At 71.5% G+C, this 22,875-nt stretch carries 21 protein-coding genes; 18 read left to right on the plus strand and 3 right to left on the minus strand.

Features of this window, described 5'->3' with window-relative positions; genetic code table 11:
* Window positions 1-81: 81 nt before the first annotated feature.
* Window positions 82-978 (minus strand): sirohydrochlorin chelatase, encoded by an 897-nt coding sequence (locus tag ACIA8X_RS41480; protein ID WP_399460481.1) that lies wholly within the window; start codon window positions 976-978, stop codon window positions 82-84.
* 223 nt (window positions 979-1,201) lie between these two features.
* Between ACIA8X_RS41480 and ACIA8X_RS41485 the strand changes: the two genes are divergently transcribed.
* The 3 genes from ACIA8X_RS41485 (at window position 1,202) to ACIA8X_RS41495 (ending at window position 4,729) form a co-directional block, all read left to right on the plus strand.
* Window positions 1,202-1,888, plus strand: a complete 687-nt coding sequence (locus ACIA8X_RS41485) for a vancomycin high temperature exclusion protein (protein ID WP_393461058.1) — start codon at window positions 1,202-1,204, stop codon at window positions 1,886-1,888.
* A 176-nt stretch (window positions 1,889-2,064) separates the two neighbouring features.
* Window positions 2,065-2,361, plus strand: coding sequence for a hypothetical protein (locus ACIA8X_RS41490; RefSeq protein ID WP_399460482.1), 297 nt, complete (start codon window positions 2,065-2,067; stop codon window positions 2,359-2,361).
* A 184-nt stretch (window positions 2,362-2,545) separates the two neighbouring features.
* Window positions 2,546-4,729, plus strand: coding sequence for a molybdopterin oxidoreductase family protein (locus ACIA8X_RS41495; protein WP_399460483.1), 2,184 nt, complete (start codon window positions 2,546-2,548; stop codon window positions 4,727-4,729).
* Window positions 4,730-4,765: 36 nt separating this feature from the next.
* Here the strand turns inward: ACIA8X_RS41495 and ACIA8X_RS41500 are convergent, their stop codons facing one another.
* Window positions 4,766-5,200 (minus strand): gamma-glutamylcyclotransferase family protein, encoded by a 435-nt coding sequence (locus ACIA8X_RS41500; RefSeq protein WP_399460484.1) that lies wholly within the window; start codon window positions 5,198-5,200, stop codon window positions 4,766-4,768.
* A gap of 111 nt (window positions 5,201-5,311) precedes the next feature.
* Here ACIA8X_RS41500 and ACIA8X_RS41505 point away from each other — a divergent pair, with 111 nt between their 5' ends.
* The 3 genes from ACIA8X_RS41505 (at window position 5,312) to ACIA8X_RS41515 (ending at window position 8,769) form a co-directional block, all read left to right on the plus strand.
* Complete coding sequence (locus ACIA8X_RS41505) at window positions 5,312-6,958, plus strand: M4 family metallopeptidase (RefSeq protein ID WP_399460485.1); 1,647 nt, start codon at window positions 5,312-5,314, stop codon at window positions 6,956-6,958.
* A gap of 549 nt (window positions 6,959-7,507) precedes the next feature.
* Window positions 7,508-8,026: a hypothetical protein gene (locus ACIA8X_RS41510; protein WP_393461048.1), complete on the plus strand. Its 519-nt coding sequence runs from the start codon at window positions 7,508-7,510 to the stop codon at window positions 8,024-8,026.
* A 116-nt stretch (window positions 8,027-8,142) separates the two neighbouring features.
* Window positions 8,143-8,769 (plus strand): class F sortase, encoded by a 627-nt coding sequence (locus tag ACIA8X_RS41515; protein WP_399460486.1) that lies wholly within the window; start codon window positions 8,143-8,145, stop codon window positions 8,767-8,769.
* On the opposite strand, the gene ACIA8X_RS41520 is transcribed toward ACIA8X_RS41515, so the two are convergent.
* Window positions 8,707-9,108: a winged helix-turn-helix transcriptional regulator gene (locus ACIA8X_RS41520; protein WP_393461044.1), complete on the minus strand. Its 402-nt coding sequence runs from the start codon at window positions 9,106-9,108 to the stop codon at window positions 8,707-8,709. The two genes, ACIA8X_RS41515 and ACIA8X_RS41520, sit on opposite strands and share 63 nt — an antisense overlap.
* Before the next feature lie 97 nt (window positions 9,109-9,205).
* Here ACIA8X_RS41520 and ACIA8X_RS41525 point away from each other — a divergent pair, with 97 nt between their 5' ends.
* From ACIA8X_RS41525 to ACIA8X_RS41580, 12 genes are all read left to right on the plus strand, one after another.
* Window positions 9,206-10,150 (plus strand): NAD(P)-dependent oxidoreductase, encoded by a 945-nt coding sequence (locus ACIA8X_RS41525; RefSeq protein WP_399460487.1) that lies wholly within the window; start codon window positions 9,206-9,208, stop codon window positions 10,148-10,150.
* A 237-nt stretch (window positions 10,151-10,387) separates the two neighbouring features.
* The gene (locus tag ACIA8X_RS41530) at window positions 10,388-10,624 is read left to right on the plus strand and encodes a hypothetical protein (protein WP_393461040.1); all 237 of its coding nucleotides are present in this window, start codon (window positions 10,388-10,390) and stop codon (window positions 10,622-10,624) included.
* Window positions 10,588-11,055 carry a glycoside hydrolase family 97 N-terminal domain-containing protein gene (locus ACIA8X_RS41535; protein ID WP_393461037.1) on the plus strand — a complete coding sequence of 156 codons (468 nt, stop codon included), beginning with the start codon at window positions 10,588-10,590 and terminating at the stop codon, window positions 11,053-11,055. The genes ACIA8X_RS41530 and ACIA8X_RS41535 overlap by 37 nt, the downstream gene beginning before the upstream one ends.
* Before the next feature lie 105 nt (window positions 11,056-11,160).
* Complete coding sequence (locus ACIA8X_RS41540; RefSeq protein ID WP_393461034.1) at window positions 11,161-11,343, plus strand: hypothetical protein; 183 nt, start codon at window positions 11,161-11,163, stop codon at window positions 11,341-11,343.
* A gap of 191 nt (window positions 11,344-11,534) precedes the next feature.
* Window positions 11,535-12,602: a S1C family serine protease gene (locus ACIA8X_RS41545; protein ID WP_393461031.1), complete on the plus strand. Its 1,068-nt coding sequence runs from the start codon at window positions 11,535-11,537 to the stop codon at window positions 12,600-12,602.
* Window positions 12,603-12,692: 90 nt separating this feature from the next.
* Window positions 12,693-13,832, plus strand: a complete 1,140-nt coding sequence (locus tag ACIA8X_RS41550) for a polyprenyl synthetase family protein (RefSeq protein ID WP_393461028.1) — start codon at window positions 12,693-12,695, stop codon at window positions 13,830-13,832.
* Between the two features lie 822 nt (window positions 13,833-14,654).
* Complete coding sequence (locus tag ACIA8X_RS41555; protein ID WP_393461025.1) at window positions 14,655-15,887, plus strand: NAD(P)/FAD-dependent oxidoreductase; 1,233 nt, start codon at window positions 14,655-14,657, stop codon at window positions 15,885-15,887.
* The gene (nirB, locus tag ACIA8X_RS41560; RefSeq protein ID WP_393461022.1) at window positions 15,888-18,491 is read left to right on the plus strand and encodes a nitrite reductase large subunit NirB; all 2,604 of its coding nucleotides are present in this window, start codon (window positions 15,888-15,890) and stop codon (window positions 18,489-18,491) included.
* A complete protein-coding gene (nirD, locus tag ACIA8X_RS41565) occupies window positions 18,488-18,838 on the plus strand; it encodes a nitrite reductase small subunit NirD (protein WP_393461019.1) in 351 nt (116 codons plus the stop codon). The genes nirB and nirD overlap by 4 nt, the downstream gene beginning before the upstream one ends.
* A gap of 216 nt (window positions 18,839-19,054) precedes the next feature.
* Window positions 19,055-19,387, plus strand: a complete 333-nt coding sequence (locus ACIA8X_RS41570) for a trypco2 family protein (protein ID WP_399460488.1) — start codon at window positions 19,055-19,057, stop codon at window positions 19,385-19,387.
* Between the two features lie 41 nt (window positions 19,388-19,428).
* Window positions 19,429-22,506, plus strand: a complete 3,078-nt coding sequence (locus ACIA8X_RS41575; protein ID WP_399460489.1) for an NACHT domain-containing protein — start codon at window positions 19,429-19,431, stop codon at window positions 22,504-22,506.
* 84 nt (window positions 22,507-22,590) lie between these two features.
* A complete protein-coding gene (locus ACIA8X_RS41580; protein ID WP_393461010.1) occupies window positions 22,591-22,875 on the plus strand; it encodes a hypothetical protein in 285 nt (94 codons plus the stop codon).

The following is a 22,875-nucleotide window of genomic DNA, read 5'->3' on the forward strand; positions in this document are numbered from 1 at the left end:
TTGTTCGTCTGCGAGTGCGGGTTGTGTGTGGCTGGTCGCGCAGTTCCCCGCGCCCCTGGGTGGGCTGTCCCGCCCGGCGATTTAGGCCGATGCCAGTTCCGGTGCTGCCGTGACCGGGGTTGTGAGCGTCTGGTCGTAGCGGTGAAGGAGCAGGTTTGCCATCGCCGGGTGGGTGCCCAGGGGGGCCGAGGCTATCCAGGGGGCCGCCTGCGCGGACTCCGTTGCGAAGCGGCCCGGGGCCGTGAAGTACGAGGCCACAGCCACCCTCGTGCGGCCTCGGGACGCCAGGGCGCGCAGGGTGTCGGGGACTGTGGGGGACGCCGTTGTCGCGTAGGCCGGGATCACGGGGACGCCCAGGCGGTTGGCCAGGAGCTGGGCCGTGCGGGACGTGTCCACCTTTGACTCGGGGTCGCGGGAGCCCGCCGCCGCCAGGACCACCGCGCTCCTGCGGCGGGTGGGCTCGTCCATGCGGGTGCGCCAGCCGGCCTCCACCAGGCGGGTGTACAGGGCCTCCACCAGCAGGGGGTGCGGGCCGAGGGCGCCGGCCACGCGTGCGCGTACCGCCGACTCGGCGGCCATCTCGGGGATGTCGCGCTTGATGTGGTAGCCGCGGCTGAGCAGGAGCGGGACGAGGATCACCTCGCGGTCGCCGAGGGCGGCGAGGGTGTCGGGGAGCAGGGGCTCGTTCAGCTCGATGTGGCCGAGGTGGACCGGCAGGGCGGGGCGCAGCTCGCGGACCTTGTCGAGGAGGGCGCGCACGGTGCTCAGGGCGCGCGGATCCCGGCTGCCGTGGGCCACGACGACCAGCGCGGGCGGTTCGGGGCGCCGCCTGCCGTCGAGCGAGACGAGGCTGAGCTGGCTGGCGAGCTGGCTGCTGATCCGGTTCATGATGTGCGCCGTACTGTCGAGGTGGGCCCCCGGGCCGGGGAGGGTCGTGGACTTCGTGGACTCGTCGCGAGGAGGGTTCGACGCCGTCATGGATCGATGGTGAGGGCGGGACGTTGCCTCCCCGTTGCGCGTGAATAACGGGTGTTTACGCCGGGTTCACCGTGGGGTTCCTGGGGGGTGTGAGGTGGCGTGACCTGGGGTTTCGGTGGGTGAAGTGAAGCTGGTCACGTTCGAGGCGGTGAACCGACGACGCTGACAGGACGTCCCTGACTGTCGAGAACAGGCTGTGTGCCCACCGGGAGGGACCGTCCGAATGCGCCGACCGAAGCTGCGCCGCCCCCGTCTGCCGCGCACCCGCGCCGGGCAGCGGCGGCTCGTGCAGGGGGTGATGCTCGGGTGCGTGCTGGCGCTGCTTCCGGCCACCTGGATGTACGTCGTCACGGGTGACCGGCTGCGGACCACGGCCGACGTGCCGCGCACCGAAGTCGCCGTCGTCTTCGGCGCCGGGCTGTGGGACGGCGAGCCCTCCCCGTACCTCGCCCACCGGCTGGACGCGGCGGCCGAGCTGTACCGCGCGGGCCGGATCGAGGTCGTCCTCGTCACCGGTGACAACAGCCGCAGGGACTACGACGAGCCCGACGCCATGCGCACATATCTGACCAGGCACGGTGTGCCCGACTCCCGCATCGTCAGCGACTACGCCGGCTTTGACACCTGGGACTCCTGCGTCCGCGCCAAGAAGATCTTCGGCGTCGACGAGGCGGTGCTCATCAGCCAGGGCTTCCACATCCGGCGGGCGGTCGCGCTGTGCCAGGAGGCGGGGGTGACGTCGTACGGCGTGGGAGTCGACGCCAAGCACGACGTGACCTGGTACTACGGCGGCGCCCGGGAGATCCTCGCGGCGAGCAAGGCGGCCCTGGACGCCGTCTTCGAGCCGGATCCGCGGTTCCTCGGGCCGAGGGAGCCGGGGGTGGCGAACGCGCTGGCGGCGGAGCGATAGCGGCGCCCGAAGAGTGCGGCGCATGCCCTCGCACGCAGGTTTTGACGCGCGCACGCCAGCCAACCGCGTGAACTACCCGGCGGAGACGTTCCGTGACCAGGTGGCTACCCATAGCGTCCGTGGGTGTGCGGCGGCGGATCGGGCCGCCCGCCGCGACCTGGGGGAAAGGACATCTGATGACGCGTCTTCGGTCCGTACTCGCCGCCATCGCCGCGGCGATGCTGATCACCGGGGGGACCGCCGCGGGTACCGCCACCGCGGCCGAGGCCGCACAGGCGAGGGAGCCGGGCTGCGCCCACCTCCTCGGCTACGGCTCCGGATGGGCGGACATCCACAACGCGTGCGGCTACACGGTCTTCGCCACCGTCGAGGTCGACGGCTTCGACCCGCCGTGCATCCAGATCGGCCCGGGCGCGGTCGCGACCATCGGTCTGGAGCCGGGCGACGTCCCGTACTACGCCTACGAGTGCTGACCAAGGGCGTCCTCTGACCAAGGACCGGCCCTGACCGGGCGGGAGCGGGGCCCGTGCCCTGCTCCCGCCCTTCGCATGCGGGTCCGGGCCTCACGGCGCCCCGGGGACAACGGGGAGGTCACCGTCCCGGCCGCGTAACAGGGAGCCGTCCCGCACGTAACACGCCCGACGCACGCTGAACGACATGCCGAACTCCGCGACGCCCACGCACTGCCCGTACTGCGCCCTGCAGTGCGGAATGAACCTCACGCCCTTGCAGGACGGGGGTGTCGCGGTGGTCGAGCGCCCGGACTTCCCGGTGAACAAGGGAGCGCTGTGCGGCAAGGGTCGTACGGCGCCCGCGGTGCTGGCGTCGAACGTCCGTCTGACCTCGCCGTTGGTGCGGTCGGGCGGCACGCTCGTGCCGGCCACCTGGGACGAGGCGCTGGACCGCGTCGCCGAGGGCCTGGCACGCACGCGTACGGAACATGGCCCGGACGCGTGCGGGGTCTTCGGCGGGGGCGGCCTCACGAACGAGAAGGCGTACAGCCTCGGCAAGTTCGCGCGGATCGTGCTCGGCACCTCGCAGATCGACTACAACGGCCGGTTCTGCATGTCGTCGGCCGCCGCGGCCGGAATGAAGGCGTTCGGGGTGGACCGGGGGCTGCCGTTTCCCCTGGAGGACATCCCCAAGACGGGCTGCGTGATCCTCGTCGGCTCCAACCTCGCGGAGACGATGCCGCCGTCGCTGCGCTACTTCACCGAGCTGCGCGAGAACGGCGGCACGCTCATCGTCATCGACCCGCGCCGCACCAAGACCGCCGAGCAGGCGGACCTGCACCTCTCACCCCGGCCGGGCACCGACCTCGCCCTCGCCCTCGGCCTGCTGCACCTGGTCGTCGCCGAGGGCCGGGTCGACGAGGAGTACGTCCAGGAGCGCACGGTCGGCTGGGAGGACGCTCGGGCCGCGGCGATGGCGCACTGGCCGGAGTACGTGGAGCGGATCACGGGGGTGTCCGTTCCCCAACTCCGGGAGGCCGTACGGCTGTTCTGCGAGCCGGAGCACGCGATGGTGCTGACCGCGCGCGGGCCCGAGCAGCAGTCCAAGGGCACCGACACCGTGGGCGCGTGGATCAACCTGTGTCTGGCGACGGGGCGCGCGGGCCGGCCGCTGTCCGGATACGGCTGCCTCACCGGGCAGGGCAACGGGCAGGGCGGGCGCGAACACGGCCAGAAGGCCGACCAGTTGCCCGGCTACCGGAAGTTGGACGACCCGGACGCGCGGCGGCATGTCGCCGAGGTGTGGGGCGTGGACCCGGACAGCCTGCCGGGGCCGGGGCGCAGTGCGTACGAGCTGCTCGACGCGTTGGGCGGCGACATCAAGGCCCTGCTGCTGATGGCCTCGAACCCGGTGGTGTCGGCGCCGCGTGCCGCGCACATCGAGGAGCGCATCAAATCCCTTGATTTCCTTGCCGTTTGCGACGTCGTACTGTCGGAGACGGCCGAGCTCGCGGACGTCGTCCTGCCGGTCACGCAGTGGGCCGAGGAGACGGGTACGACGACCAACCTGGAGGGCCGTGTGCTGCTCCGCAGGCGCGCGATCACCCCGCCCGAGGGCATCCGCAGCGACCTGGAGGTCATGCACGAGCTGGCCGCGCGGCTGGGCGGTGAACGGGGCCTGGAGAAGGGGTTCCCGACCGACCCCGAGGAGGTCTTCGAGGAGCTGCGCCGGGCAAGTGCGGGCGGCGCGGCGGACTACTCGGGGATCACCTACCGCCGGCTGGCGGAGGAGAACGGCGTGTTCTGGCCGTGCCCGGGAAGCGTCGACAACTCCGAGACCTCCGAGATCTCCGAGAATTCCAAGACCCCCGAGATCTCCGTGAATTCCGAGATCTCCGAGATCCCCGGAGACACCGCCCCGCACCACCCCGGCACCCCCCGCCTCTTCCTCGACCGGTTCGCCACCCCCGACGGACGGGCCCGGTTCGCCCCCGTCTCGCACCGGGCCGCCGCCGAGGAACCCGACGACGAGTACCCGGTGCTGCTGACCACCGGACGAGTCGTCGCGCAGTACCAGTCCGGCGCCCAGACCCGCCGCGTCGCCGAGCTGAACGCCGCCGCGCCGGGCCCGTTCGTGGAGCTGCACCCCCGGCTGGCGGCGCGGCTCGGGGCGGTCGAGGGCGATCCGGTGGCCGTGGTCTCCCGCCGGGGCCGCGCGGTCGCCCCCGCCCGCATCACGACCGGCATCCGCCCGGACACCGTCTTCATGCCGTTCCACTGGCCGGGCGAGGGACGCGCCAACACCCTGACCAACCCGGCACTGGACCCGACGTCGCGGATGCCGGAGTTCAAGACGTGCGCGGTGCGGGTGGAGGCCGTGAAGTCGTAGACCGGCCGGGGCTGTTGGGCACGGCGGCCGCGTGGCTCAGCCGGCCCGGGTCGCCCAGTCGCCGCCCTCGATGAGCTTGCCCCGCGCCCGCAGGCGAGCGGCGACGGACGGGGCGGCGACATACACCCACGCCTGTACGGCCGTTCCGTCGGCGTCGCGGATCACCTCGCGGGCGACGCGTTCGTAGAGGTTGCGGGGGTCGCCGGGAGCGTACTCCTCCAGCAGGTCGAGGGCGGCGAGCAGCGCGGGGTACTCCTCGGGGCGGGCGGTCACGAGGTCGCCGTGCACGGTGCCCGCGCCGCCCGGTTCCTCGACGGCGTACGGATAGCCCGGGCCGTCGTACAGCACCGCCCCGCCGAACCGCGCCGGTTCCTCCACGAGCGTGCGGCCGCGCAGGAAGGCGTCGTGGTTGGGCTCGCCGGGGCGCAGGGTGCCGTAGACGAAGAACGGGAGTCGGGGAGAGGGGGTCACAGAAACGATTCTCTCCTCTCACACACCTCCACGTATTCACCCTGGCCACGGCATGTCCACGCCCCCTTGAATCTTGGTCACGCTTCAGCGTCACCCAGTTCAAGGAGACCGATGAGCCGAATACGGCCGCACCTCAGGGGTTCCCGTCTCGCCACGGCCGGCGTCGCCGCCACCGCCGTAACCCTCCTCGTCGCCGTGCTCTCCCCCACCGCCGGCGCGGACGAACCACCGACCAGGGCCACCGCCCTGGAGAACGCGGCGTCGGCCCTCGCGGACGTCGCGGGGAGCCTGGGGCTGACCGCCGCGCAGGGCACCAGCGTGCGGGACGTGGTCGTGGACGCGGACGGCACCCAGCATGTGCGCTACGACCGCACCTACCGCCAACTCCCCGTCTTGGGCGGCGACTTCGTCCTCCACCTGGCGAAGGACGGCACCTACCGCAGCGCCTCCCGCGCCACCAAGGGTGCGATCTCGCTGTCGGGCGTGACGCCCAAGATCTCCGCGCCCAAGGCGGCCGACCTCGCGGCGGCCGCGCTGCGTGCCGTGAACCTCGGCGAGACGCTGAAGCGGCTGACGTCCAAGCCCGAGCTGGTCGTCGACGCCCTGCACGGCGCCCCGAAGCTGGCCTGGCGGACCGACGCCGTCGCCCAGGACTCCCTCGGCAACCCGGTCGCCCGTACCGTGCTGACCGACGCCCGCACCGGTACGCAGATCGACGCGTGGGACAGCATCGAGACGGCGTCGGGTGACGGCAAGTCGCTGTACGGCGGCACGGTGCCGTTGGAGACGACGCAGTCGGGATCGACGTACCAGCTCAAGGACCCGACGCGCGGCGGCACTTACACCGGTGACGCCGCGAACAAGACGGACCTGTGCGTCCTGATCGTCTGCCTCAACCGGGCTCCGGCGACGGTGTTCACGGACGCCGACAACCACTGGGGCACGGGTGCGGCGACCGATCGGTCGACTGTCGCGGTGGACGCGCAGTACGGCACGGACGTGACCTGGGACTACTACGAGGACGTCCACGGCCGCAAGGGCATCGCGGGTGACGGCAAGGGGGCGTTCAACCGTGTGCACTACGGCACCGACTACAACAACGCCTTCTGGGACGACAACTGCTTCTGCATGACGTACGGCGACGGTGACGGCAACCTGCTCGGGCCGCTGGTGTCGCTGGACGTGGCCGGGCACGAGATGACGCACGGCGTGACGTCGAAGACGGCGGCGCTGACGTACTCGGGTGAGTCCGGGGGCCTGAACGAGGCGACGTCCGACATCTTCGGCACGCTGGTGGAGTTCCACGCGGCGAACTCCTCGGATCGGGGCGACTATCTGATCGGCGAGAACGTCGTCCGGTCGGGGTTGGGCCGGGAGGCCCTGCGGTTCATGGACAAGCCGTCCAAGGACGGCGCCTCGGTGGACTGCTGGAGCACGACGACGAAGGACCTCGACGTCCACTACTCGTCCGGGATCGGCAACCACTTCGCCTATCTGCTCGCCGAGGGGAGCGGGGCGAAGACCGTGAACGGGGTCAGCTACAACTCGCCTACCTGTAACGGAGCTTCGGTGAATGGGATCGGGCGGGCGAAGCTCGGCAAGATCTGGTACCGGGCGCTGACGGTCTACATGACGTCCTCGACGAACTACGCGGGGGCGCGGACGGCGACGCTGAGCGCGGCGAAGGATCTGTATGGGGCCGGGAGTGGGGAGTACGGGGCTGTGGCGGCTGCCTGGAGTGCGGTGAACGTGGCCTGAGGCTTCGGGAGAGAGACGGAACAGCGCCGTTGGGGTGAGCTTGCGTGGCCGGCTGCGGGTGGTAGGTGGCTGGTCGCGCCCACGCGGCGGAGCCGCAAATTGACACAGCCCCGCGCCCCTGGGTTGGCCGGGCTGACGCCGGTTTGAGCGGAGGAGGTCGGCTCCCGCCCAGCATCCTGGCCGGCCCAGTCCCCCGACCCGCTGCCCTCAACCACACAAGCCCCCGGCCCCGCCGACCCCGGCCGCAGACTCCAGCCCGACCAACCTCGACCCACCCAACCTCCACCGGATCACCCGTTCACACCCCCGCCCCCCACTCATCCGGTTCTCTTCCGCGTCATGCCCACAGCACGGCGATGACCTGCTGAAACAGCGGCATCCCCCGTACGCCGGGCCGTCCCCGCGACACCCATTCACCCCAATCCTGACGTTCTCTCGGGAAGCGCTCCCGCGCCGCTGCGACTTACCTCGGAAGGGCAGGGGCTCGGCCGAGGCGGCGGCACATGGGGGTGTCGCGGGTCGTGCGCCCGTGCGCTCGGAGGAGCATCGATGCGACGCACCGCCCGTCTGGTGACCGGGACCGCGCTGGCTGTCGGCGCCGTCGGTCTCGTCGTCCCGCCCGCGTACGGCGACGGCGGTGGCCTGGAGGTGTCCCCGTCCTCGGTCGTGCCGGGCGGGGAGGTCACGGTGCGTACCACCGCGTGCCGGGACGGTGGGGCGGCGGGCGACGCCAGCGCCGTGGGCGCCGGGGAGCTCACGCTCGCGCCGGGCACGGACGACGAGGGCGCGAGCGGGACGTTCCGGGTGCCGCCGAGCGCGCAGCCGGGGACGTACGAGATCGTCGCCACCTGCGGCGGCGGGGGCCGACGGGTGAGCGGGGACCTGGTGGTCACCTTGACGGCACCGCATGAGCAGGTGCATCCGAAAGGAAGTGTGAAGACGGGGGTCGGCGGCGCTCTCGGCGACGGCGACCCCGTGCAGACCGTGGCCGGCGTGGGCGCTCTCGCCGTCGCCGCCGCGGGCGGTACCTGGCTCCTGCATCGCCGGGCGAGAGGCGACGGGATCTGACGGACACCCTCCGCTGTCCGTCCACCGGTACCGCACGTCCCCTCTCCCTCCGGGTCCGACGCCCCTCGCGGCCCGGAGGGGGATCGGGCCGGCCCAGCAGACCCCAGGAGGCTCGCGTGCGCAGTCACCGCGGCGTCGGTGACGCCGCCATATCCGCCGCCACCGTCCTCGCCCTGTGCTCCGGCGTCTGGCTGCTCAGCGCCGGCGCCGAGACAGACGCCCCGCCCCAGCCGTCGGCCGCACAGGGCACCGGGCCGCGCGCCCCGCGCCACGCCGCCCCCGCGCTCCCGCCCTCCCCACCCGACCGCATCCGCATCCCCTCGATCCGCGTCGACGCTCCCCTCATGGGCCTGGCTCTGACGAGGACGGGCAGCCTCGATGTGCCGCCCGCCGAGCGGAAGAACCTGGCCGGCTGGTACGAGGCCGGTGCCACGCCCGGTGAGACCGGCACCGCGATCGTCGCCGGCCACGTGGACAACGCCGACGGGCCCGCCGTGTTCTACCGCCTCGGAGCCCTGAAGAAGGACAGCACGATCGAGGTGGAACGACGGGACGGCGGCACGGCGCTCTTCTCCGTGGACGCCGTCGAGGTGTACGACGCGAAGGCCTTCCCGGACGAGAAGGTGTACGGCGCCGCGCGGCGCCCCGAGCTGCGGGTGATCACCTGCGGCGGCGGTTACTCACGGACGACCGGGTATCAGGGCAACGTCGTCGTCTTCGCGCACCTCACCGGCAGCCGCTGACCCGCCCTCACGAACACCCAGGAGGTTCTCCCTGCCCCAGGCTCCGAGCGGGCCCAGGGCGTCGTTGAGGGAGGTGCCCCGCGGCGTCAGGGAGTACTCGACGCGCGGCGGCACCTCGTCGTACGCCTCCCGGTGCACGATGCCGTCGGCCTCCAGCTCCCGCAGCTGGGCGGCGAGGACCTTCTCGGTCACGCCCGGGAGCTCGCGGCGCAGTTCCCCGAAACGGCGCGGACGCTCGGTCAGCTCCCAGAGGATCAGCACCTTCCACTTGCCGCCGATCACGTCCATCGCCGCGTCGGTCCCGCACATGTACGCCCCCGGCCGTCGTCCGATCGGCATGCCGCCCCTCCCCTGTCTGGACTCTTTCCCCGAGGTAACCACCCACTCCGAAGTACGTACTTGAGCAGGCCGTTCCCCTACGACGAGGCTAAACGCCATGACTGACAACCCGGTTGCCCCTCGAACCTCGCCCACCACCCTCACTCCCCTCACTCTCCTCGGTACCGGCGCCATGGGCACGGCCCTGGCCCGCGCCTGGCTCGCCGCCGGGCACCCGGTCACCGTCTGGAACCGCACCCGGGCCCGGGCGGAGCCCCTCGCCGCCGAGGGCGCGACGGTCGCCGCGAGCGCCGCCGAGGCGGTGGCCGCGAGCCGGCTGGTCGTCGTCTGTCTGCTCGACGACGCCTCGGTCGGCGCGGCCCTGGACGGTGCCGACCTGACCGGCCGAGACCTGGTGAACCTCACCACCGGAACGCCCGCCCAGGGGCGTGCCAGGGCCGCCTGGGCCGAAGCGCGGGGCGCCCGTTTCCTGGACGCCGGGATCATGGCCGTACCGCCGATGATCGGGGACGCGGAGTCGGGGGCGTATGTCTTCTACAGCGGCTCGCCCGGTCTCTTCGAGGAGCACGGCGACACCCTCGCCGTCCCGGCCGGCACCCGGTACGTCGGCGCGGACCCGGGCTTCGCGGCGCTGCACGACGTGGCGTTGCTGAGCGCGATGAACGGCATGTTCGCGGGCGTCCTGCACGCCTTCGCGCTGATCCGCCGGGAGGACATCGACCCGAGGGACTTCGCGCCGCTGCTCGTGTCGTGGCTCGGCGCGATGGCGCCCGCCGCGCACCAGGCCGCCGACCAGCTGCGGAGCGGCGACTACGGCAAGGACGTCGTCTCCAGCCTCGCCATGCAGGTCTCGGGCAACGCCACGCTGCTGGCCACGGCCGAGGAGCAGGGTGTGAGCGCGGAGCTGCTGACGCCGTACACGGCCCTGCTGGAGCGGTGGCTGGCCGAGGGGCACGGCGACGAGGACACCACCGGCGCGGTCGAACTGCTGGATGGGCGGAGTGGGGGCACGCCCGGCGTTTGGCAGGCGTTTGCTCAGTGAACATTCAGGTGCGGAACAGCGCCACGTCACCGTTCGGGACAGCGTCTGCCGGGCACCACCATCCGACGCATCCGACCCAAAGGACGTGCGCGCCCCACGCACCACGAGAATCCCGGCGGAGTCTCCCGAAGGGCCGTCATCTCCGCAGCCGCCAGGGCGACTGCGGTCGCCCTGGCCGTTCCCCTCTCGGCTGGATCCGCGCCGACCGCCGGCCCGGGTGGCGGTGGCGGGCCGGTCGTGGTCGTCTCGCCGTGCGGGCGGGTGCGGGTGACGCTGCGGGTGGACAGTGGTGTGGCGACGTACGCGGTCTCGGTGGACGGCGTGGAGGTCCTGTCGGCCGGTCCGCTCGAACTGCCCCTGGACGACGTCGACTTCAGCGCGCGGCTCACGCTGGCCGGCCGTGGCCGGCCGAGGTGGGTGGCGGTCGACTACGGCTGGTGCAGGGCAAGGTCTCCCGGGTCCGCAAGGCGATGACCGAGCGGGTTGTGACGGTGCGCAACGGCAAGGGCCTGCCCATCGAGATCGTGCTGCGCGCCGACGCCGAAGGGGCCGCGTTCCGCTACCGCTTCCCGTACCGCGGTGACGGCGTACCGCACACCGTGGCGAGCGAGGCCACCGGGCTGACGCTGAACGTCCCGGCGGACGGCGGCGCCCAGTTCACGCTGCCATACACCGTGCAGAAGCCGAAGTACCAGGAGTGGTACGTCCCCCGGGACCAGCACACCATCCCCGCGCTGGGCGACCCCACCGCCTCCCCGCGCGTCGCCTCCTTCCTCTGCCGGCCCGCGCCGTCGGGGCCGACGGAAAGCAGTGGCGGGTGCTGGCGAGCGAGTCCGGCATGGACGGCGCCCATCCGGCATGTCGCCTCTCCCAGTCCGCCCTGGACACGGGCGCGGGGCAGGTGACGTACACCCATCGCCTTCGCGTACGACGACGAGGCGCTCGGCACCCTCGGCCCGGGCACCCCGCAGGTCCGCGGCGCCTGGCAGACGCCCTGGCATTTCGTCGCGGTGGCCCGCACCGCCGCGCGGGTCGCCGACACGACCCCCGCCACCGACCTCGGCGTGCCCTGCGCGCTGGACGACACCTCCTGGGTGCGCCCCGGGGCGGCCACGTTCAGCTGGATGATGGACCCCAACAGCCCCAAGCGCCCGGAGCAGACGCTCCGTTGGCTCGATCTGGGCGGCGCCTGACGTCCGCACGCGGCCACCGGTTCAACGGTGGACACGGCGCCGTTCGGCGGCTTCGTCGCCGTCGTCTGACGGACCGGCAGAGCTGCCGCGAGAAGGGCCACCGCACGTCGATGACCTGCGGTGTTCCGTCGGCGCGACAGGCATTCCGCGGAGGGCTAGCCTGAATGGGGAACGCACGCTAGGAGGCCCAGATGCGGCCGACAGCCAGAACGTACGTCGCCGCCGCGTCCGCCGCCGCCTTGGGTTTCGGCATGACGGCGACCGACGCGAGGGCAGACGATCCGAAGGACATTTTCGAGCGGGTGGCGCCCGCGACCGTGCAGGTGGTGGCGGGAGAGGCGTTCGGCAGCGGAGTCGTCTACGACGCCGAGAACGGCCTCATCCTGACCAATGCGCACGTGGTCGCCGGGCAGACCGCCCTGAAGGTTCGCTTCCAGGACAAAGAGCCCTTGCCCGTGCGGCTGATGGGCAGCGATCCCTGCGAGGACCTGGCGGTTCTGAAGCTCGCCACGCCGCAAGAGGACCTGGAACAGGTGGAGTTCGGCGACAGCGGTGAACTGGAGCCGGGGGACGAGGTGACGGCGATCGGCTATCCGATGGGCGCCGGCGACATCGCGCGTGAGAAGGCCGTCCTCACCACGGGCGTCGTCCAGTCGCCGGACGTCGCCATGACGGATTTGCCGAGTGAGCCCGAACTGCCGTCCACCGTGCAGCATTCGGCAACACTCAATCTAGGCAATTCCGGAGGGCCACTGCTCGACAGCGAGGGGAAGCTTGTCGGTGTCAACACCTTCAGCATCTCCGGCACCCAGGGCCAGTACAACGCCATCAGCAGCGACCACGCGAAGCCGCATCTCCAAGGGCTCGCTGACGGAGCGAGCAAGAACGACCCCGGTTGGGGAGACCTGCTGGCCCTCTCCGACGACTATTTCGAGCAGTATTTCCCCGAGGAGGTCCAGGACGATGCCCTGGCGGTCAAGGAGAAGCTCCAGGCCGAGAAGATAGACGGCCTCTACGTGTCGAGCGTGGCCGTTGACTCACCGGCCAGTAAGGCGAAGTTGCAGACCGGCGACGTCATCACTCACCTCAAGGACACTGCGGTCGGCACCGATCAGCAGGCGTGCGACATCCTTCAGTCCGCGGCCCCGGGCGAAAAGATCAAAGTCGACGGCGTCTTCACGTCCGAGGGGACGGACCCTGAGGGGAATACAGTCTCGCCCGGCGATGCCTGGCAAGTCGAGATGACGCTGGATCGGTGACGTCCGTCCGTTGATGCCACGGGGACGTCCGTCCGTGGATGGCGGGAAGCGATCTTGACCGTTTTCGCCTGAGCGCTGGACGATCCGGCCATGGATGCCGACCCGGACGCGGCCGCGACCCTGGTGGACAGCGTCGTACGCCACGACGCCGCGCTGCTGGAGGACGACCTCCGCGCGTTCCTCGACGCGCTGACGGCCGGGTCGACCGGTACGGCCGCGGTGTACGCCGCGGCCCTGCACCGCTCGCTGCACGTCCCGGTGGCCGACGCGCTCGGCTCCAAGGTGGGCCAGCCCGCACTGCCGCCACGGGCGGGCGCGCCCGGGGGCATGGCTCCGTTGCGGCCGTCGATGGTGTACTGGGCGTACCGCAACTACCGGGGGTTTCCCGAGGAGTCGGGGGACGAGGACGCCTCGGCCGACCTGGCCGTCGTCCGGCGTGTCGCCGTCGCGGTGCGGGTCCTGCTGAAGGCCGCGGTCGTGCTCGACGACATCCAGGACGACAGCGGCATGCGCTACGGCGAGCCCGCGCTGCACATCACCCATGGGGTGCCCGTAGCCCTCAACACCGGCTCCTGGCTGATCATGGCGGCGCTGCGGCACCCGGCGGACCCGGCCGTCGTGGACAGCCTGCTCCGCAACGTCGGCCACGGCTTCACCGGCCAGGCCCTCGACCTGGCGACGAGGTCGGCGGACGTCCGAGCCGACCTGTCGGCGGCACCGCGCGAGGAACGGGTGCGCTTCTGGGAGTCCGTCGCCGCCCGCAAGACGGGCACGCTGTTCCGGATGCCGCTCGACGCGGCCCTCGCCGGGCTGCGCGTCGTCGAGGAGGAGCGGCACGCCCTGGACGAGGCGATGCGGCGGCTCGGCCTGGCGAGCCAGCTGTTCAACGACCTGACGGATGTCGTCCCGGAGCTCGGCGGCGCCAACGCCCACGAGGACTTCGACGGGCTGGGCAACCGGGTGTTCCTGGAGTTGCTCGACTCGACGGCGCCCCCGCCGGACCCGGCCGGACTCACGGGCGCGCGCCTCAAGTCGTACGTCCTCGACCACCCGAAGCTGCACGGCACTCTTCTCGAACTCTCCGGCCAGGCTGTCGAGTTGAAGCGTTCGGCGAAAGAGGCCGTGCACGGCGTGTGCCGGTCGGCGCACAGCGCGGCCTACTTCGACGTGACGATCGACCGCAAGGGCCACCTGATCGACCGGCTGCACGAGACGCTGTCGCGGGGCTAGGCCCTGTCGTTTGGATCAGGCCGGCTGTGAGGTGCGGCGCCTCGCAACCGACCCGAGCGGGGGCGATGGGGGTGCCCCCGCGCGAGCCGAGCGAAGCCGGTTCGAGCGTGGGGGAGCGTGCAGCTGCAAGGCGGAGGAGGGAGTCGACGCGATGGGGGTCCCCCCGCGCGAGCTCGTTCGAGCGTGGGGGAGTCGGCGACCGACGACAACGCCGCTGGGGGTCCCCCCTCTGGGGGAGTGCGTGCCAGGGCCCGCGACGCCGGGCTGATCCAAACGACAGGGCCTAGGCCCTGTCAGGCCCGCGTCCCCTCCAGGCAGCCCGGCGCGCGGCCCGTCGATCACCTCGGCACCCGGCAGCCGGCGCAGCAGGCCCCGCTGCCATCGCCCCGCAGGCGCCCCGACGAGCCCCAGTGCGACCCACACCACACCCACCCGGAACGCGACAACCGCGTAGGCGAAACGGCGCCACGTCCCCGCGGTGAAGGGCTCGCGGACGAGCTGCCAGACCCGTACCGCTGCGGTGTCGGCGGTGTCCTGAAGCGGGATCCTCCGGGCCGTGGCCATGGCGCCCCTTTGCGCATGAGCTGCTGAAACCGGGCCCCTCCAGCCTCCTGGGCCCGCCCGGTCGTAGACGATGGTGGCTGCACGGAAACCCGAGGTGAGGTCGGCCCCACCCCCTCCCTCCCCGTCCGACCTCACAGCCCGCCCCCACCGCCCCCGCCGAACCCTCACACCGGTCCCGGGCCCCCGCTGAGGGCAGCGTTCCCCGCGGGAAACAGATGTGATGCGGTCGGGTAACACCCGCACCGCACGCTCCTGGACATGACCTCGAATACGCGTGTGGTGGTGATCGGCGCCGGCCTCGCGGGCGTACGGCTCGCCCGGCGGCTCGGCGAGCTGGGCATGCCCGTGACGCTCGTCGGCGACGAGGAGCACCGCCCGTACAACCGGGTGCTGCTCGCCGAGGTGCTGGCCGGCCGGTACAGCCCCGAGGTGATCGCCCTGCCGGCGCCCGCCGAGCTGACCCGCGGCCAGGTCACCGGCATCGACCGCGAGGTGCGAGCCGTACACCTCGCGGACGGCTCGGAGATCGCATACGACACCCTCGTGCTGGCCACCGGCTCCAACCCGGTGCTGCCGCCGCTGCGCGGTCTGTTCACCCCGGACCATGTGCTGCCGGAGGGCGTCCACGCCTTCCGGACCATGGACGACTGCCTCGGCCTGTCCAAGGCGGTCCGGCCGGGAGTGAAGGCGGTCGTGATCGGCGGCGGGCTCCTCGGGGTCTCCGCGGCCCGGGCGCTCGCGTTGCGCGGCGCGCAGGTCGTGCTCGCCCAGCAGTCCGAGCGGCTCATGGAGCGCCAGCTCGACCCGGCCGCCTCGAAGCTGGTCCGGCGCCACCTCGGCGACCTCGGCGTCGAGATCCACACCCACCTCCGCGTCCGGGACGTGCGCTGCGTCGGCGGGGCGGTCCGCTCGGTGGAGATGGCCGACGGGTACGCGCTCGACGCCGATCTCGTGGTCCTGGCCTGCGGGGTCCGCCCGCGTGCGGGTCTCGCGCAGGTCTCCGGGCTGGATGTGCGCAAGGGGATCGTCGTCGACGACGAGCTCCGTACGTCCGACCCGCACATCCGGGCCATCGGCGACTGCGCGCAGCACGACGGCACGGTCTACGGGCTGGCCGCGCCCGCGCTGGAACAGGCGGACGTGCTGGCCGAGCTGCTGGCGGGCGACGCCGGTGACGCGGGCGCCCGCTACACCGGCACCCGGGCGCTGACCCGGCTCACCCTCGCCGGGCAGGACAGCCCGCTGGGGTCCTTCGACCTCGCCGCGTTCGGCGAGACGGAGGCCCGGCCCGGCGACGACGTCGTGCAGCTCGCCGACGCCACCCGCGGCACCTACCGCAAGGTCGTCGTCCGCGACGACCGCCTGGTCGGCGGGGTTCTCGTCGGCGAACTCGGCACCGTCGGCGCACTCGCCCGCGCCTGGGAGGGAGCAGAGCCGCTCCCCGACGACGGCCCGTTGCTCCACCTGCTCACCAACGATGGAGGCTCCTGAATGACCGCCACCCTGGGGGCCACCCCCACGATCGTGCTCGTCGGCCACGGCATGGTCGGCCAGCGCTTCCTCGAAGCGCTCGCCGAGCGCGGCCTGACCGCCACGCACCGCGTGGTCGTGCTGTGCGAGGAGCCGCGTCCGGCGTACGACCGCGTGGCGCTGACCTCGTACTTCTCGGGCAAGACGCCCGAGGACCTGTCGATGACGGACATGGAGTTCATCGAGACGCACGGCATCGAGCTGTACGTCGGTGACCCGGCGCTCTCGGTCGACCGCGAGGCGAAGATGGTCACCGCCCGGTCCGGCCAGGTCTTCGAGTACGACACCCTCGTCCTCGCCACCGGCTCGTACCCCTTCGTGCCGCCGGTCCCGAACAAGGACGCCGAGGGCTGCTTCGTCTACCGCACGATCGAGGACCTCCTCGCCATCGAGGAGTACGCCAGGACCCGCACGACCGGTGCCGTGGTCGGCGGCGGTCTGCTCGGCCTTGAGGCGGCGGGCGCGCTGAAGGGGCTCGGGCTCACCAGCCACATCGTGGAGTTCGCGCCGCGCCTGATGCCCGTGCAGGTCGACGAGGGCGGCGGCGCCGCGCTGCTGCGCACCATCGAGGACATGGGCCTGACGGTGCACACGGGCGTCGGCACGCAGGAGATCGTGGTCGACTCCGACAACGCCGTCACCGGCATGAGGCTTTCCGACGGCTCCGAACTCGCCACCGACCTGGTGGTGTTCTCCGCCGGTGTCCGCCCCCGCGACCAGCTGGCCCGCGACTGCGGCCTGACCGTCGGCGAGCGCGGCGGCATCACGGTCGACGAGCAGTGCCGTACGGTCGCCGACCCGCACGTCTTCGCGATCGGCGAGTGCGCACTGGCCTCCGACGGCCGGGTGTACGGCCTGGTGGCCCCGGGTTACGAGCAGGCCGAGACGGCCGCCGCGACGATCGCCGCCGACGAGTCGGAGCAGCTGACCTTCACCGGCGCCGACCTCTCCACCAAGCTGAAGCTCCTCGGCGTCGACGTGGCGTCCTTCGGTGACGCGCACGGCGCCACCGAGGACTGCCTGGACGTCGTGTACTCCGACTCCCGCGCGGGCCTGTACAAGAAGCTGGTCATCGGCCGCGACGGCACGCTGCTCGGCGGCATCCTGGTCGGCGACGCGGAGGCGTACGGCACGCTGAAGGCGTTCACCGGCTCCGTCCCGCCGGTCTCGCCCGAGTCGCTGGTGCTGCCGGCCGGTGCCGGGGCGCCCGCCCAGCTCGGCCCGTCCGCACTGCCGGACGAGGCGATCATCTGCTCCTGCAACAACGTCACCAAGGGCACGATCCGCGGCGCGGTCACCGACCACCAGTGCACGACCGTGCCCGAGGTGAAGAAGTGCACCAAGGCCGGTACGACCTGCGGAAGCTGCGTCAAGGTCCTCGGCCAGCTGATCAACGCCGAGCTGGAGGCGTCCGGCGTCGAGGTCGACAAGGGCCTGTGCGGCTGCTTCTCGCAGACCCGCGAGGAGCTGTACGAGATCGTCCTCGCCCTGCGCATCAACACCTACCAGGACCTGCTGGACCGCTACGGCCGCGACGGCGCCAAGGGCGGCGACGGCTGCGAGGTCTGCAAGCCGGCGGTCGCCTCGATCATCGCCTCCCTCGCCCCGACGATCGGCGCGAGCGGCTATGTCCTGGACGGCGAGCAGGCGTCGCTGCAGGACAGCAACGACCACTTCCTCGCCAACATCCAGAAGAACGGCTCGTACTCGGTCGTCCCGCGGATCGCCGGTGGTGAGATCACCCCCGAGGGCCTGATCGTGATCGGCGAGATCGCCCGCGACTTCGGCCTCTACACGAAGATCACCGGCGGCCAGCGGATCGACATGTTCGGCGCGCGCGTCGAGCAACTCCCGCTGATCTGGGCGCGGTTGGTGGACGCGGGCTTCGAGTCCGGGCACGCCTACGGCAAGTCCCTGCGCACGGTGAAGTCCTGCGTGGGCCAGACCTGGTGCCGCTACGGCGTCCAGGACTCGGTCCGCATGGCGATCGACCTGGAGCTGCGCTACCGGGGCCTGCGCTCGCCGCACAAGCTGAAGTCGGCGGTCTCCGGCTGCCAGCGGGAGTGCGCGGAGGCCCAGTCGAAGGACTTCGGCGTGATCGCCACCGCGGGCGGCTGGAACCTCTACGTCGGCGGCAACGGCGGCGCCACCCCGCGCCACGCGGACCTCCTCGCCCAGGACCTGTCCGACGCCGAGCTGATCCGTCTGATCGACCGCTTCCTGATGTTCTACATCCGTACGGCCGACCGCCTGGAGCGCACGAGCGTGTGGCTGGAGCGGATCCCGGGCGGCCTGGACCACGTCCGTGACGTGGTCGTCGAGGACTCCCTCGGCATCTGCGAGGAGCTGGAGTCCCTGATGTCGGCCCATGTCGCGAACTACCGCGACGAGTGGGCGGAGACCATCAACGACCCGGAGAAGCTGGCCCGCTTCGTCTCCTTCATCAACGCGCCCGACACCCCCGACCCGGTCGTCGGCTTCGTCCCCGAGCGCGACCAGATCAAGCCCGACCTGCCGCTGCTGACCATCGGCCACCGCCCCCTGGAAGGAAGCGCCCAGCGATGACCCTGGCACCCGAGACGACCGACCTGAAGGTCCAAGTACTGCTGGACGAGGACTGGCTGACGGTCTGCGACCTGACCCGGCTGCTCCCCGGCCGCGGCGTGGCGGCCCTGCTGCCGAACGGCAACCAGGTGGCCCTGTTCCGCGACCGCGCCGGACAGCTCTACGCCATCGACAACCGCGACCCCTTCGGCGGCGCGGCGGTCCTCTCCCGCGGCCTGACCGGCAGCCACCAGGGCCGCCCGTTCGTGGCCTCACCCCTGCTGAAGCAGCGGTTCGACCTGGAGACCGGGCAGTGCCTGGATGATGAGGCGGTGCGGGTGGCTACGTACGAGGTGCGAGCGCGGTGACATCGGGCGTACGGACATAGCGGGACGAGCCCGTTCCCTCATGGCCCGGAGCTGCGGCGCTCCGGGCCAGGCCTTCCCTGGCCGGCGACGCCGACGTAGCCGATTCCGCTGCTCGACCCGGCTTCCGGGAAGTACGGCGGCACAGTACGCCTGCGCCCCGTCTCGCAACGAGATAGATTTATTGCGGTGCGAGAGCCGGATGGTGAACGGGGGACAGTGGACAACAGGATCGAGCTTGCCGATGTGGTCGGGTCCGTGCGCGACGGCCTGGTGGCGGCCGCGAGCCGGGGCGCCGGCAACGGGCTCCGCTTCGAACTCGGCGAGATTCAGATGGAGTTCACGGTCGAGGTACGCCGCGACGCCCGGGCGAGAAGCGGCGTCAAGGCATGGGTCGTCGACGCGGGCGCGGAAGCCGGCGTGTCCAGGGCCCATACGCACAAGGTCTCGTTCACTCTGAAACCCAGGAACACGGCGACGGGTCAGGACTGGCTCATCGCCGCTGATGACGAAGGCGATGTGAGCGGCTTCCCCGCCGCGGTCGGCGACTGATCGTGCTGCCCGGCGACCGGGGCGGCCCCGTCAGGGAACGGGTGGCCGCGATCCTTTGTGGGGGCCGCCAGGGCAGTGGCTATCTGCTCTCCCCGCACATCGTCCTGACCGCCGCTCACGTCGTCGCGCACGGCTCCGACATCCGCGTCGTCGTGCCCGGAGGACGTGGGCCGGTGCGCTGTGAGCGCGTCTGGCAGCGCGAGGACGCGTCCTGCGACGCCGCCTTGCTGCTGGCCGAGGAACCGCTCACCGACGACGACCCTGACCGTGCCTGGAACCGCTGGGGCAGGGTCCGCGGCATCTCGCCCCTGCCCGGTTGCGAGGCCATCGGCTATCCGTACGTCCAACGGGACGGCAAAGGCCGTCTGGAGAGCGAGCACGTAACCGGCACCGTCAAGCGCGGCTCCGCGTGGCTGAGCCAGGCGTACGCGATCGACGTCGACCAGGTGCCCGCACCCCGCACCGACGGCGGCTCGCCCTGGGCCGGATTCTCGGGTGCCGCCCTCTTCGCGCGTGGCCTGCTGGCCGGGGTGGTCAGCGCTGACCCTGAGGGCTGGCGGCACAGTCGTATGAAGGCCACACCGGCCGGGGAGTTACTGGACGACGCCTCCTTCGTCGCAGCCCTGGCCGAGTACGGCTGCCCCACCCCGGACATCCGCGATGTCTCCGGTCCGGCGCCCGACCCGGATGCCGAGTTCGAGGAGCGGTATGCCGCCTACGTCCAGGCCCGGCACAGTCGCCTGACGATCTACGGCATCGACCTGAACCACGACCGCGAATGGCCGCTGGACGCCTCCTACTTGAGTTTGGAGGCCAGGTTGACGCAGCGCCGCCCCGGAACCGCCGGCTGGACCAGCCGCGCCGTCCCGTTACCGGCCGATCAGGCCCTGGCGAGCCGGGACCGCGTGCTGTTGCGCGGAGTCGCGGGGTCCGGCAAGACCACCCTCGTCCAGTGGCTGGCGGTCACTGCCGCCGGCGGCCGGACGAGGGGCGGCCTGGCCTACCTCGACGGGCGCGTGCCGTTCGTCCTCCCCCTGCGCCACCTCGCCCGGGGTGGAGCCCAACTGCCGCTGCCCGAGGGCTTCCTGACCGCCGTGGGCTGCACCATCGCGGGGGCCCAGCCGAAGTGCTGGACGGACCGCGTGCTGGCCGGCGGGCGCGGCCTGCTCCTCGTCGACGGCATCGACGAGATCCCGGAACCGGACCGCGAGCGCACCCGCCACTGGTTGCGTGACCTGATCGTCGCCTATCCGGACAACCTGTGGCTGGTCACGTCCCGACCGTCCGCCGTACGCGACGACTGGCTCGCTCGCGACGGGTTCGCCGAACTGTCCCTCGCCCCGATGAACCGCGACGCGGTCACGGAGTTCGTCGAACGCTGGCACACCGCCACGGGGGCCGACACCTCCCTCGCCCGCAGACTGCTGACCGCCGTCCACACCAAGCAGGACCTGGCCGCTCTGGCCACCAATCCGCTGATGTGCGCCCTGATCTGCGCCCTGCACCGCGACCGGCAGGGCTATCTGCCGCACGGCCGCAAGGAGCTGTACGACGCCGCGCTGTCGATGCTGCTGGAGCGCCGGGACCAGCAGAAGGGCCTCTCCGAGACCATCGGCGTCCAGCTGACGAAGGAGCCGCAGATCAAGCTGCTCCAGAAGCTCGCGTACTGGATGATCCGCAACCAGCAGACCGAGCTCCATCGCAGCCGCGCCAAACAGATCGTCACCGACGCTCTGCCCTCCGTACCGCAGGTGGCGCGACTCGGCGACGCGCGGCAGGTTCTGGACCATCTGCTGCTGCGCAGTGGACTGCTGCGCGAGCCGGCAATGGACGCGATCGACTTCGTCCACCGCACCTTCCAGGACTTCCTGGCCGCGCGGGCGGCCGTGGAGGAGGGCGACTTCGGTCTGCTGGCCGACAACGCGGACAAGACCCAGTGGGAGGACGTCATCCGGATGGCCGTCGCCCACGCCCGTCCCCGGGAGTGCGCCGCACTGCTCAGGAACCTGGTCGAGCTCGGTGACCGGCTCCCCGACCGCCGTATCCACCTTCTTGCCATGGCGTGTCTGGAGCACGCGGCGGAACTGGACGAAGACGTCCGCACGTTGGTGGAGGACCGGGCCTCGCGCATCATTCCGCCCCGCACCATCGGGGAGGCGGATGAGCTGATGAAGGTCGGGCCGATCGTCCTGGAACTGCTGCCCGGCCCGGAATCGCTCACCGAGTGGGAGGCCGGATACGTACTGGAGACCGCCGCGGGAATCGCCCACGACGCGGCTCTGCCCCTGCTCGCGCGGTTCTGCGAGGCACCATGGCCCCGGGTGCGGGAACGGGTCGCCGACGCCTGGGGATCCTTCGACGCCGCCCGCTACGCGCAGGAGGTGATCGCACACCTCCCGGCCGACGACATCATCACCGTCAGGACTCCCGGGCAGCTGGCGGCCCTGCGGGAGCTCGGCAGCCGACCGCAGCTCCGGCTGCGCGGCGACTTCGACGAAGCCTCGCTCACCGCCGCGGGCCCGCACCCGCCCGGCAGCCCGTACAAACTGGTGCTCAGCATGAACAGCACCCTCAGAAGCCTCGACTTCCTCAAGGAGTGGGCAGGGCTGCGCAGCCTCACCCTGTCGAACTGCCCGAACCTCACCTCTGTCGATGCTCTGGCGCTGCTGCCGGGCCTGGAGCACTTCTCGGCGGCCGAGCCGGGCCGGCTGGCCGTGCTTCAGGACATCGGCCGGTGGCCGGCGTTGCGGTCGCTCGTTCTCGGAAAGGACAACAGCCCCTCCTGCATGGCGGACTGGGCGGCGATCCAGTGTCACCCGGCGCTGGAGGACCTGACGGTTTCGGCGCATTCGCTGACCAGTCTCCCGCCGCGGCAGGCCATCACCAGGCTCCGGCGCCTGACCCTGGTCGGCTCCCTGCCCTCCGGCCACCTCGCGGCAATGCCGTGGCAGTTCCCGAATGTGTCCGTCCTCCACCTGGGCGGGGGTATCCGCAACGAGGCGGCCGGGGTACACCGCTTCCCCCGGTTTCCGGCTCTGAAGCAGCTGATCGTCCCCAACGCGGCCGCCCTGACCGGCCAGGACGGGCTCTTGGACGTGGAGATCTTCGAAGACCCGTAAGTGAACTCGCCGCAATGAATGGTCAAAAGGCTAGTAGTCTTCCGCCACACGAGACCTGAGTGATGGGGAGGGGCCTCATTGGCTGTGCAGCGCTACCAAGTCGATCTGGACGAGATGGACTTGGCACTCCGCCAGCTGTACGGCGTCATCCGACGCTTGGAAGACGCCGAATCGAAGGCCCGCCACGAAACCGGACTGGCCCGTGAATCACTCGGCACGGACTTCGATGAAGTGTACGAATTCTTCACCGAACAGGCCCTGGTGAAGACCTACTTGGAGGATGTCGCCGCCCATCTCTGTGCCTTCGCCGAAGAGTTCACCCACAAGATGAAGTGGACACGGGACGCCTACCAAGACGCGGACTACTAG

Origin of the sequence: Streptomyces sp. NPDC051738 (assembly GCF_044453205.1) — a bacterium.
Taxonomy (GTDB): domain Bacteria; phylum Actinomycetota; class Actinomycetes; order Streptomycetales; family Streptomycetaceae; genus Streptomyces.

What these genes read in the sequence shown, in the direction of transcription:
- ACIA8X_RS41480 (WP_399460481.1), bottom strand. Translation starts at nt 978, where the DNA reads ATGACGGCGTCGAACCCTCCTCGCGACGAGTCCACGAAGTCCACGACC.
- ACIA8X_RS41485 (WP_393461058.1), top strand. Translation starts at nt 1,202, where the DNA reads ATGCGCCGACCGAAGCTGCGCCGCCCCCGTCTGCCGCGCACCCGCGCC.
- ACIA8X_RS41490 (WP_399460482.1), top strand. Translation starts at nt 2,065, where the DNA reads ATGACGCGTCTTCGGTCCGTACTCGCCGCCATCGCCGCGGCGATGCTG.
- ACIA8X_RS41495 (WP_399460483.1), top strand. Translation starts at nt 2,546, where the DNA reads ATGCCGAACTCCGCGACGCCCACGCACTGCCCGTACTGCGCCCTGCAG.
- ACIA8X_RS41505 (WP_399460485.1), top strand. Translation starts at nt 5,312, where the DNA reads ATGAGCCGAATACGGCCGCACCTCAGGGGTTCCCGTCTCGCCACGGCC.
- ACIA8X_RS41510 (WP_393461048.1), top strand. Translation starts at nt 7,508, where the DNA reads ATGCGACGCACCGCCCGTCTGGTGACCGGGACCGCGCTGGCTGTCGGC.
- ACIA8X_RS41520 (WP_393461044.1), bottom strand. Translation starts at nt 9,108, where the DNA reads ATGCCGATCGGACGACGGCCGGGGGCGTACATGTGCGGGACCGACGCG.
- ACIA8X_RS41525 (WP_399460487.1), top strand. Translation starts at nt 9,206, where the DNA reads ATGACTGACAACCCGGTTGCCCCTCGAACCTCGCCCACCACCCTCACT.
- ACIA8X_RS41545 (WP_393461031.1), top strand. Translation starts at nt 11,535, where the DNA reads ATGCGGCCGACAGCCAGAACGTACGTCGCCGCCGCGTCCGCCGCCGCC.
- ACIA8X_RS41550 (WP_393461028.1), top strand. Translation starts at nt 12,693, where the DNA reads ATGGATGCCGACCCGGACGCGGCCGCGACCCTGGTGGACAGCGTCGTA.
- ACIA8X_RS41555 (WP_393461025.1), top strand. Translation starts at nt 14,655, where the DNA reads ATGACCTCGAATACGCGTGTGGTGGTGATCGGCGCCGGCCTCGCGGGC.
- nirB (WP_393461022.1), top strand. Translation starts at nt 15,888, where the DNA reads ATGACCGCCACCCTGGGGGCCACCCCCACGATCGTGCTCGTCGGCCAC.
- nirD (WP_393461019.1), top strand. Translation starts at nt 18,488, where the DNA reads ATGACCCTGGCACCCGAGACGACCGACCTGAAGGTCCAAGTACTGCTG.